Source organism: Microbulbifer weihaiensis (assembly GCF_048323715.1).
Lineage (GTDB): Bacteria > Pseudomonadota > Gammaproteobacteria > Pseudomonadales > Cellvibrionaceae > Microbulbifer.
On record NZ_JBLWFL010000006.1, the window covers coordinates 305,844 to 317,719 of the forward strand.

The window sequence follows — 11,876 nt, forward strand, 5'->3', positions numbered from 1 at the left end:
TAAATGTCAGCAACGGCGGTGCCATCTCCGCTCCAATACATCCGCTGACGCAAGATTCTTTTCCGCATTACAACCGTCATCTACGACACTTGCCCATTGAGTTCCGGGGGGAATTGCTATGCCGTTCAAACATCTATTGATACCGCTGGACAGCTCATCGCTGGCGGAGGAAGCCATCGCCCATGCCGTATCGGTGGCGAAACAGTGTGGGGCGGATATTCACCTTTTGCACGTACAGAAATCTTCCTCGCATACGGACGATCACTGTACGGATCCAGTGGACTGGCGGCTGCGGCGCGCGGAGATTCGCAGTTACCTGAACAGCCTCACGGAACAGATAGCGGCACACGATATAGCGGTGACCGTTAGCATCGTGGAGGGCCGCCCTGCGGAGCAGATTGTGGAGTACTGCGAGAAACATGCGATCGACCTGATCGTGATTACCGCCTATGGAAAAGGCGGCATCAGTCGGTTTGATTTTGGCAGTACCGCGCAAAAGGTGTTCAGTGGCGCCGGGCGCTCCTTTCTGATTGTGCGTCCCGGTGAGCAGCCGGGCTTGCAGGAACCAACCGCCTATCGACGCATCCTGGTGTCCATGGATGGGTCGCCGCGCTCTGAATGGGTGGCATGCCAGGTGGCGTCACTGATGCGCGGCCAGGAAGTGGAAATCATCCTGTTGCAGGTGATCGCGGTTCCGGAGATGCCACGGCGCATGCCGATCACCAGGGAAGAGCACGCGACCCGGGAGAAATTTGTCGAGTGCAATCGCCGTGCAGCGGAGGCCTATCTCGAAGAAATTGCGAATCAGCTTAAGAACGGTATCAAGGTGCGCCCGCGGCTACTGGTGTCCCAGAATGTGGCGGAACGAATTTACGCAACAGCCGCGGAAGAGGGGGCGGATCTGATTGCGATGAGTGCACACGACTGGCAGACCGGCGCCCAGCAGGTGACGGGCACGCTCTGTCATACAGTGATGTGCCATAGTCGCCTGCCAGTGCTGGTGTTTCAGGACCTGCCAGAATCACAGCTGCAGACGCTGCGGGGCGCAGCCGATAGCATGCAGCAGCCCTCTCACTCATTCGCAAAAAATGGCTCGACTCATCAATGAAACTGCGCCGTGGAAACTCCGACGGGCTCGCCCGTGCGCGCGAGTTTTTCTCGCGCAAAAAGAAACACCGTCCGGTCGCCGGGCCTGCGCAGGCGGGCGGAGAACCCTCTGAGGGCCCGGGTGCCAGTGATGAGCAAAAGCGCCTGGGCGAAATCGGCGCACTTGCCAGGCGCCACCGCCATATCGTTACTGGTGTCCACGGCTACCCTCTGCACTCACGTCTTCGTGTTCTCGACAGGGATTTCCAGACTGTCTACCGGCGACTCGCCACCCGTGTAGAGGCCGGTGAGAAGGGCAGCCGCAGCGAAGAATGGTTGCTGGATAACCGCCATGTGGTGCAGGAAGCGCTTGAACTGGTGCGCGAGTCACTGCCGCGCAATTACCTGCGCCAGCTCCCCAAGGTTGCGATCGAGGGTGACGGGACGGATCTGCGTGTTCGATCCCTCGCCGCGCTGTTGATTGCCGACGTTATACAGCCACTGGATCTTGAATCCGTTTACGACCTGGTTGATCACTATCAACAGGAAAGTATTTTGACCACAGGCGAGCTCTGGGCTTTGCCGGCCATGCTACGGCTGAGCCTCCTTGAGTCTCTGGTGCATTTCGCGGAAGTTGCGCTGGAAAAAGCCGAGGCGGGGGGCGAGGGCGAGAGCGTCGGTATCGCCAGCGCGATTATCAGCCTGCGGGAGTTACGCACCCATGACTGGCGGGCGTTTGTCGAGGCGCAAAGTCGCGTTGAGCGCATCCTGCGTGATGATCCGGCGGGGGCTTACGCGCAGATGGATTTTGAAACCCGGGATCGCTACCGGGGCATTGTGGAGCAACTGGCGCGTGGAAGTCAGGTTGCTGAGCACCGTATTGCTGAGCGGGTGCTGGATCTCAGCGGCGACGAAAGTAGTGAGGCTCGCCGCCGTCACGTTGGGTTTTATCTGGTCGGCGACGGGCGCAGGGAGCTTGAAAAAGCGCTCGAATTCCAGCCCAACGCGTTTCAGCGCATACACAGACGCGTGCTGGATCACGCGTCCACGGTGTATTTTTTCACCCTCATATTGCTCTCGGCCCTGCCGCTAATCGGGTTGGCCATTTACCTGTTGTTTGATGGCACATCTATTGGTGTGTTTCTGCTGACCATGGCGGTTGTCGCTATCCCGGTCATCGGGGTTTCCCTCGCCCTGGTCAATGGCTTGATCACCCACAGCCTGGCGCCACAAACCCTGCCGAAGATGGACTTCGATGAAGGTATTCCGGAGGAGTTCCGCAGTGCCGTAATCATGCCGGTACTCTTTGCCGACAGCGAAGATGTCGAGAAAATTCTCCAGTGCCTGGAAATCAATTTTCTCAACAATGACGACCGCAACCTGGTGTATGTGGTGTTGAGTGATTTTGCGGACGCCGAGAACCAGCATGCGGGGGACGACGCTGCGTTGCTCGCGTTTGCGAGGGGAACGATTGACACCCTCAATGCCCGCTACGCCGACAGCGACGGCAGGGAACCCTTTGTACTGTTACATCGGGAGCGGCGCTGGAACCCGGCAGAGCACTGTTGGATGGGCTGGGAGCGCAAGCGCGGCAAGCTCATAGAGTTCAACCGTCTTCTGAGAGGACACGACGACCACAGCTTTACAGCTTGTGTTGGCAATCGCTCCGCACTGGACAAAATCCACTTCGTCATCACCCTGGATGCAGACAGCCAGATGCCTCCCGGCACCGCGGCGCGGCTGGTGGCAACCATGGCACATCCACTCAACGCAGTGGTCATCGATGAGCGCACCCGGCGTGTGGTGGCGGGACACGGGTTCCTGCAACCGCGGTTGGAGACGGACCCCTCGGGTGGTGAAGGTACAATATTCAGCGACATATTTTCGGGCGATCGCAGTGTCGATCTGTATACCCATGCCGTATCCGACGCCTACCAGGATCTTTTCGGTGAGGCCATTTTTGCAGGCAAGGGCATTTACGATCCGCGGGTGTTTTCCCAGACACTGGCCGGCCACCTGGCGCAAAACGCAATTCTGAGTCATGACCTGCTCGAAGGTGCGATTGGCGGCGCCGCGCTCCTTTCCGATGCCATTTTCTACGAACAGTACCCGCCAAATGTATTCGCCCTGCTGCGGCGTTCTCACCGTTGGATACGCGGCGACTGGCAACTGCTGCCATGGCTCTGGAAACGGGTGACCATTGATGGCGGCGAACGGGTAAGCAATCCGCTGCCGCCCATACACCGGTGGAAAATCGCGGACAATTTGCGCCGCAGCCTGGAGGCGCCGAGCCTGTTGTTACTTTTCCTGCTGGCGTGGAGCGGAATTTTACCCGGCAGCGTCTGGGTATGGACGCTGGGTGTGCTGTTTCTGTCGGCTTCCACCGTGTGGCTTGAGCCTCTGTCGACCATTTGGCGCGTTACCGCGAGGCCCAACCGGGCCCATCACTACCTGAGAAACCTGCCCGGTATTCTGCGTCAGCGCCTGTTGCACTGGCTGTTGTCCCTGGCGCTACTGCCGGCGCAGGCGGTCAATGCAGTAGATGCGATCGTGCGAACACTCTATCGCCTCGGTGTGTCACGTCGACACCTGCTGGAGTGGACATCGGCCGCACATGTGAACAGGGCCATCAGCAGCAAGTCGATTGCCAGTATCAGCTGGCGCGAACTTTGGATGTCGCCGTTACTGGCGGTAATGATCATGGTATGGCTGGCCATCACTGCGCCCTCCAGCCTGTTGCCAGCGATTCCGCTGCTGCTGGCCTGGCTGTTCCTGCCGCAGTTAAACCAGCGTATCAGCCGGCCGCACTCCTACGAAACACAGCCGCTGCGGGAAGCAGAAGAGCAGGAATTGCGCCTGCTGGCCCGGCGCACCTGGTATTTCTTCGAACACTTCATGGGGCCCGACGATCACTGGTTGCCACCGGATAATTACCAGGAAGAACCGGTAGCGGTGCTTGCGCGGCGAACGTCCCCCACCAATATCGGGCTGGGCCTGTTAGCCACGCTCAGTGCGTACGACTTTGGTTACCTGGATCTCACCCAGTTACTGGCACGGCTCAACAACAGTTTCGATCGCATGCGGGGGCTGCAGCGTTACCGCGGGCACTTCCTCAACTGGTATGAAACCCGGGAACTTCACCCGCTGGATCCCCGTTACGTCTCCACCGTCGACAGCGGAAACCTGGCCGGCAGCCTGCTCACCCTGGCGAGTGGGCTCGAAGCACTGGATCGCAGTGAGATCAGTGGGCATCAGCTGGTGCGCGGTATTGCGGATACTCTTGGCGTTGTCGTCGAGACGCTGCAGCCACCTGAGCCGGAGGTGGCATCGTCGACATTGCGCGAGGTGACAGGTTACATCAGCCAGCTGCGTGAAAGGCTCGACGCTCGGGTGGAAGAGGATCACTGGTGGCAGATCATCGACGATATTTACGAGCGCGAAGTCCCCGCACTGCAGGATCGTGTGGTGGCGCTGATCGAAGGTGACGAATATTTCAGTGCGGAATCCCTCGGACGGTTACGTCACTGGCTCGACGAATTGCTCCAGCACTCCATCGCCGCACGCCGCTACCAGGAAAGCCTCGAACCCTGGCAGCGGCTGATCGCGGCACCGCCTGTTGCGTGTCGGGAGCAGGGTGGACAAGTCTCCGAGCAGTTTCAGACTCTGGTGGATGAGTTGAATCGCCCGGTAACCCTGGCGAGTCTGCCGGAAACTTGTGCGGGGGCAGCACAGCAGCTCGATCGACTGGAGATGGTGTTGTCATCCGCTGGCGGGCCGCAGCGGGAAGAGGTTGGTGACTGGATTGCCAGGCTGCGGCATTCATTCGCCGCGGCGCAGGAAAATGCCGCGCGATACCGCCGTGATCTCAGCCGGCTGGCCGGGAAGGCGCGGGATTGGGTTGCAGAAATGGACTTCGCCTTTCTCTATGACCCGGAGCGCCACCTGTTCCATATTGGTTACAACGTAAATGATGCCGCGCTGGACCCCAACTACTATGACCTGCTCGCCTCGGAGTCTCGGCTCACCGGCTTTGTAGCCATCGCCAAGGGGGATGTGCCGGCGCGTCACTGGCGCCATCTGGAGCGACCTTTCCGGCGTGTACAGCGCAGAGCGGTATTGATGTCGTGGAGCGCCACACTGTTCGAATACCTGATGCCGCGCCTGCTGATGGAAACCCCGGATCACAGTCTGGTTGGGCGGGCCTGCCGCAATGCCATCGATGTGCACCAGGAGTTTGCCGGTCGTTTTGGCGTTCCCTGGGGCATCGCGGAGTCCGGCTTTTACGAACTGGACAGCCATTTACACTACCAGTATCGGGCATTTGGTGTGCCCGGTATCGGCTTTCGGCGCGACCTTGGCGAGCGGCTGGTCATCGCGCCCTACGCATCGATGATGGCACTGCCATTTTGCCCAGACAAAGTGATGGAGAATCTCCGGCAACTGCGACGTCATGGTGGCTACGGGCAATTCGGCCTGCACGAGGCCATCGACTTTGGGCGCACATCCAAGCCGTCACCGCGCCGGGCGCGCACGGTGCGCTCATACATGAGCCACCACCAGGGCATGATTCTCCTCGCGGTAAACAATTTCCTTCACGGCGACGTCATGCTGCGCCGCTTCCACGACGACGCCCGCATTGCCGGGTTGACCCCCTTGCTGTACGAACGCATGCCGTCTTCGCCGCCTGCAATCCGGCCGTGGAAGCGCCCGGGGGTTATGCGCACTTTCCATGCGGAGGTGGTTCTGGAGACCTGGGCGGCGACGCCTTCGCTGCCATACCCACAATACAACCTGCTTTCGAACGGCCATTTTTCATCCGTGCTCGCGGCCGATGGTGCCGGCGGCAGCTATTGGGACAATATCGCGCTGACACGCTGGCAAACCGATCCCACCAGCCATTCGTGGGGACGTTTTTGCTACGTGCGGGATCTCGACAGCGATGTGCTGTTTTCGGTCGGACTTGCGCCATGCGGTGGTGACGCTCACCACAGCTCGGCATACTTTTCCCCGCAGAGTGTTGAGTACCAGCAGCGCGAAGCGGAACTGTTCTGTCGACTGCATGTGGCGGTCAGCTCCCAGCACGATGTGGAAGCGCGTCGCCTGAGTATCAAAAACGAGAGCGATCGCGAGCGACACCTGTTGCTGGCCGACTTTGCCGAGGTGGTACTGGCGCCCGAGCGAGACGACCTCCGTCATCCGGCGTTTGCCAAGCTGTTTGTCGAGAGCCAGTACCTGCCCGAGGATCAGGTGATGATCTATCGCCGGCGGCCCCGCGGCAGTAACGAGAAACCGATTTATCTTGCTGTCTCTGTGCTGGTGCAGCCAGGCGTGCAACACCGGTTGGCGTGGGAGACGGATCGCTTTCAGTTTCTGGGCCGCGGCGGTTCACCCGCACACCCCCGTGCCATGGTCGAAGGGCTGGCGAGTTTCACTGGCACCACTGGCCCGGTGCTGGATCCGGTGATTGCCGCCGCACAGGAAGTCACGATTCCGCCGCAGTCTGAAATCGAGGTGATTTATCTCACCGGTGCCAGCAAATCGCGCAGCACTCTGCTATCAACCCTGAACGCCTATCGCTCGCGACCTAAAGCCCGCTGGGTTTTCGATCTCGCGCGTATGCAGTCGGAGCAGGAACTGCGCAACCTGCATATCACTTCCGGTTCCATGCAGTGGATGATGAATCTGCTTTCCGCGGTGCTCGCACCGATAGCGCCGTTGCGCGCGCCTTCGCGGGTTCTGGAGCGCAGCCGGAATATTCAGCCCGGGCTGTGGAGCAAGGGCATCTCCGGTGACAACCCGATTTTGCTGGTGCACATCCGCAATGCGCACGAGATCGATTTTGCCGAACCGATACTGCAGGCGCATACATACTGGTGTGGGCGCGGCGTGAGCGTCGATCTGGTGCTGATCGACGAGGAGTCCGCGGGATATGAACAGCAGATTCGCGACCGGCTCCAGGAGCTGATTGTGGATGTGCGCGGGCGCACGTTGCGCAAACTCTCCGGCACAGTGGTGATGATTCCCGGACAGGAGTTACCGGGGGATGTTCGCATCCTGTTGCTCTCGGCAGCGCGGGTGATCCTCGATTCGTCGGCTGGCTCTGTACAGTCACAATTGCAAAGCGGCTTTTCCGCGCTGCAGACACTGCTGCAACCCTTACCGCCGTTTGTGCCGGTCGCACCGGCCGATGACACCCCACAACCAACGCCAACGCTACCGCGACCCGATACGCTGCTGTTTGATAACGGCCTGGGCGGTTTCTCTGCAGACGGTCGCGAATACATCCTGCATCTTGCGCCCGGCCAGCGCCCACCTGCACCCTGGGTCAATGTGATTGCCAATCCCGCCTTTGGCTGCCTGGTTTCCGAAAGCGGATCCTGCTGTACCTGGGCGGGTAACAGCGGCGAGCATCGCCTGACCGCGTGGAATAATGATCCGGTACGAGACCCCAGTGGTGAAGTGCTCTATCTGCGCGATGAAGAAACCGCGGAAGTCTGGACACCCACGCCCGCACCGCGGCCGGCAGAAGGGGCGTATCAGGTGTGTCACGGTGCCGGCTACAGTGAATTTCGCCATAACAGCAATGGTCTCGAGCAGGCCTGGCGGATTTTCGTCGATCGCGAAGCGCCGGTGAAAGTTGGCCGCCTGACCCTGAAGAACTGCTGGGATCGACCGCGCAGGCTCACGGCCACCTATTACGTGGAATGGATACTGGGCCTCGTCCGCGCCAGCAGCTGGCCGCATCTGGTGTGTGAATTTGAGGCCGACAGCTGTGCGCTGCTTGCGCGCAATGCTTTTGTGCCCGATGCGAATCCTGGCGTGGCATTTCTGACGGCCAGCCTGCCACCCCACGGCCTTTCCATGGATCGCCACGAATTCCTGGGGGACTCCATTGGTCTTGAGGCGCCCGAAGCGCTGTTTCGCATCGGCCTGTCGGGACGAGTGCAGTCCAGCGGCGATCCCTGCGCCGCGTATCAGGTGCATATTGATCTGGCGGCCGGGGAAACGCAGCAGGTCTACTTCGTGATGGGTGAGGGGGCGGATCGGGAGCACGCGTTGGAGCTCGCCAACCGTTTTCGTGATCCTGAATCAGCGGAAGCTGCGCGGGAGCAATTTGAGGCGTTCTGGGAGGAGTTTCTGGGGCGGGTGCAGGTCGAAGTGCCTGACAAGGCGACGGAAATTCTGGTTAATCGCTGGCTGCCGTATCAGACACTGGCCTGTCGTTTGTGGGGGCGCAGCGGGTTTTACCAGTCGAGCGGCGCCTTCGGGTTCCGCGATCAGTTGCAGGATGTGCAGGCTTTGCTGTGGACCCATCCGGAATGGACCCGAGAACATATTCTGCGCGCCGCTTCACGCCAGTTCCAGGATGGTGATGTGTTGCACTGGTGGCACGAAAACCCGTTGCGGGGCGTGCGGACACGCTGCTCCGACGACCTGTTGTGGCTGCCGTTCGTTACCGCGCAGTACATCCGTACCACTGGCGACTACGGCATACTTGATGAATCGGTTGTCTACCTCAAGGGGGCACCGCTCAAGAAGGATGAACACGAGCGCTACGCCGAGTTCGATCCCAGTGATGAATACGGCTCTCTGTATGAACACTGTTGCCGGGCGATTGAGCGTGCCAGCGCCGTTGGCCCACACGGCTTGCCGGTGATCGGCAACGGCGACTGGAATGATGGCTTCAGCCGCATCAGTACCACCGGGCGTGGCGAGAGCGTATGGATGGGCTGGTTCCTGCTGCGGGTGTGCCGCGATATGGCGCCACTGTGTGAGCACATTGGGGATACTGCGCTGGCGGAACACTATCGCAAGCTGGGCGAAAACTTCCGGGTTCAGGTAGAGGAAACCGGCTGGGACGGCGCCTGGTACCGGCGCGCATATTACGATGACGGCACGCCGGTTGGGTCGAAGCAGAGTGACGAGTGCAAGATCGACCTGATTGCGCAAACCTGGTCGGTTCTGTCCCAGGAGGCGCCTACTGACCGTGCCCGCGAGGCCATGGCGTCCGCCTACGAGCACCTGGTGCAGGAAGATGCACGGCAGATTTTACTGCTGAAGCCGGCATTCGATAAAACCAAGAAAGATCCGGGCTATATCAAGGGCTACCCGCCGGGCATCCGCGAGAATGGCGGCCAGTACACCCACGCCGCAACCTGGGCTGTGTGGGCGGCCTCAGGGCTGCACCACAGTGCGCGAGCGCACCATCTGTTCAGCCTGCTCAACCCGATCACGCATACGGATACCGCCTCCGGTGTCGCGCGCTACCGAACCGAGCCCTATGTGCTGGCCGGCGACGTTTACGGTGTTGCACCGCACGTAGGGCGCGGCGGCTGGACCTGGTATTCCGGCGCTTCGGGCTGGCTTTATCGCGCGGCCCTCGAGGCGCTGCTCGGGGCTAGAATCCTCGATGGCAATACGCTCGAAATAAAACCCTGCCTGCCGGATTCCTGGGATAACTTTCGCCTGTCGCTGCGCTTTGGCAGCAGCCGGTTCGATATCGACGTACGGAATTGCGGTGGCAATCCGCGGGAAATCGAAGAACTCACGCTGGATGGGGAGCCGGTGGAAGGGGAGCGCATCCCTCTCAGTGATGATGGCGAGTGCCACCGGGTGCTGCTGGTGTTTTCAGGCGGCGCTGCCGCGACGGCCTGAGCATATCTGGAGTAGGGTTCACATGTGTTTGAACAGCTGCTCGGTGTCTTCTTTGCGGCAAAGCTCGGTGCCTTCGGTCATTACGGCCGCTGCACCGGCGGCCACACCGAACCTGGCGGCCTCTGGCAGGGCGCTGCCTCGGGATAGCGCAGCGAGCAGGCCGCCCACCACGGCATCGCCAGCGCCGACCTTGCTCCTGAGCTTAACCGCCGGGGCAGGAATACGCTCAAGCCGGTCACCGGTTACAAGGAGTACGCCGGCACGGCCGAGCGACAGTAGCACCACCTGTGCACTGCCATGGCGGATGATCCCGGCTGCGGCATTTTCAATAGCCCTGTCGTCGGGCAGCTCGTGCCCAACCAATTCCACCAGCTCGCGCACGTTGGGCTTGATCAGGTAGACGCCAACCGCGAGCGCATGGCGCAACGCTTCCCTTTTTGTGTCCACCACGATACGGATCCCGGCAGGCACGGCCCGCAGCAGTTCTTCGTACCACGCTGGCGGTACGCCTTCCGGCAGGCTGCCGCTGAAGACCACATACTCCGTCGAAGGCGGGATCTGGCCTACCTGTGCGATCCAGCGTGCGCGTTCTTCACTGGAGAGCAGGGGGCCCGGCATCCCGAACCGGTAGAGGCTGCCGCTGCACTCCTCGCGCACAATCAGGTTCTCCCGCACAGGTTCACTGATCGGAACAGGGCAGTGGTGGACCTTTTCCTCATCCAGAAATTGCCCCAGCCGGTGACCATTTTCACCCCCGCAGGTCCAGTAGGCACATACCGGCGTTTCCAGCCGGCTGATGACCCGGGCGACATTGAGTCCACCACCACCGGGATATGCACGAACCTGGTGGCATGCGAGCTTGCAGTCGGGAAGAACGCGATCGACGGCGACGGTTTTGTCGATACAGGGGTTGAGGGTAATGGTGACGATGCTCATGAGTGCAGTGCACCGGCAGTTGGCTAGAGCATTCTCGTGATCATATCGACACAGCGTTGCGAGAATGCCCACTCATTGTCATACCAGGCAAACACCTTGAGGAATTTGTCGCCCACCATCAGGGTATCCTTGGTGGTGACGATGGCGCTGTAGGGTTTGCCGACAATGTCACTGGACACCAGCTCGCGGTCGTCGACGGCAAGGATATCTTTCAGTGGGCCCTCGGCCCAATGGCGAAAGGCATTATTGACTTCGTCAACGTTGGTGCCCTTTTGCAGCAGGCAGGTAAGATCCAGCAGTGAACCGCATTTCAACGGCGCACGTACCGCGCAGCCGTGGAGTTTGCCCGCCAACCCGGGAAGGATAAGGCCGATGGTGGTTGCCGCCCCGGTGGTGGTGGGTACAAGGTTCGCTGCGGCGGCACGGCCGCGGCGGTGTTTGCTGTTGTGGCCATCAACCAGGTTTTGCGAAGCGGTGTAGGCATGGATTGTATTGATCATGCCATGCTCGATACCAAACTCCTCGTTGAGTACTTTCGCGACGGGAGCCAGGCAGTTTGTGGTGCAGCTGGCGGTGGAAATGATGTTGTGGCGATGGCGGTCATAGCGGTGATCATTGACGCCCACGACGAAATGACCGTCCAGCATGCTTTTGCCCGGTGCCGAAATCAGCACTTTCCTGGCACCGGCCGCGAGATGTTTTGAGGCGCCGGCCCTGGTTCGAAACATCCCGGTGGACTCAAACACGACATCCACACCTTTTTCCCCCCAGGGCAGCTTGGACGGGTCGCTCTCCGCGCTGACGGAAATCGACAAACCGTCAATCAGCAGGGTGTCGCCCTCGCCGTGCACTTTAAGATCCCGGGTGTGGTAGGTCGTATCCAGCTCCAGCAGATAGGCCAGGTCCTCTACACTGGCGAGGTCATTCACGTGCACCACTTCCACGCCGCCGCGATGGGATTCGAGCGCGATACGCAGTACCTGCCGGCCAATTCGACCCAATCCATTTATGCCGATTCTCATCGCGTTTCCTGATTTCTGTTTCGCGGCCGGTCGCTATTCGCGCTGCCCAATGACTGGATGGAGCTGGATGACGCTATCCGGCGCTGTTTGTCCGACATTGTCATCTTTGTCCTCTCAAGTGTGGCCGTCCGTTTCTACACTCTGGCTAATTAAATCAATCTAAAGAATAGATGCGGG

General features: G+C 60.3%; 4 protein-coding genes. 2 read left to right on the forward strand and 2 right to left on the reverse strand.

All coding sequences use genetic code 11. The features are described 5' to 3' along the window. Positions 1 to 118: 118 nt before the first annotated feature. Together ACNKU7_RS09475 and ACNKU7_RS09480 are read left to right on the forward strand one after the other, a co-directional pair. Complete coding sequence (locus ACNKU7_RS09475; protein ID WP_418296729.1) at positions 119 to 1,108, forward strand: universal stress protein; 990 nt, start codon at positions 119 to 121, stop codon at positions 1,106 to 1,108. Further along, positions 1,105 to 9,741: a GH36-type glycosyl hydrolase domain-containing protein gene (locus ACNKU7_RS09480; protein ID WP_418296730.1), complete on the forward strand. Its 8,637-nt coding sequence runs from the start codon at positions 1,105 to 1,107 to the stop codon at positions 9,739 to 9,741. The genes ACNKU7_RS09475 and ACNKU7_RS09480 overlap by 4 nt, the downstream gene beginning before the upstream one ends. A gap of 18 nt (positions 9,742 to 9,759) precedes the next feature. Here the strand turns inward: ACNKU7_RS09480 and ACNKU7_RS09485 are convergent, their stop codons facing one another. Beyond that, the gene (locus ACNKU7_RS09485) at positions 9,760 to 10,677 is read right to left on the reverse strand and encodes a 1-phosphofructokinase family hexose kinase (protein ID WP_418296731.1); all 918 of its coding nucleotides are present in this window, start codon (positions 10,675 to 10,677) and stop codon (positions 9,760 to 9,762) included. 23 nt (positions 10,678 to 10,700) lie between these two features. Next, a complete protein-coding gene (gene gap / locus ACNKU7_RS09490) occupies positions 10,701 to 11,699 on the reverse strand; it encodes a type I glyceraldehyde-3-phosphate dehydrogenase (protein WP_418296732.1) in 999 nt (332 codons plus the stop codon). Between the last annotated feature and the right edge of the window lie 177 nt (positions 11,700 to 11,876).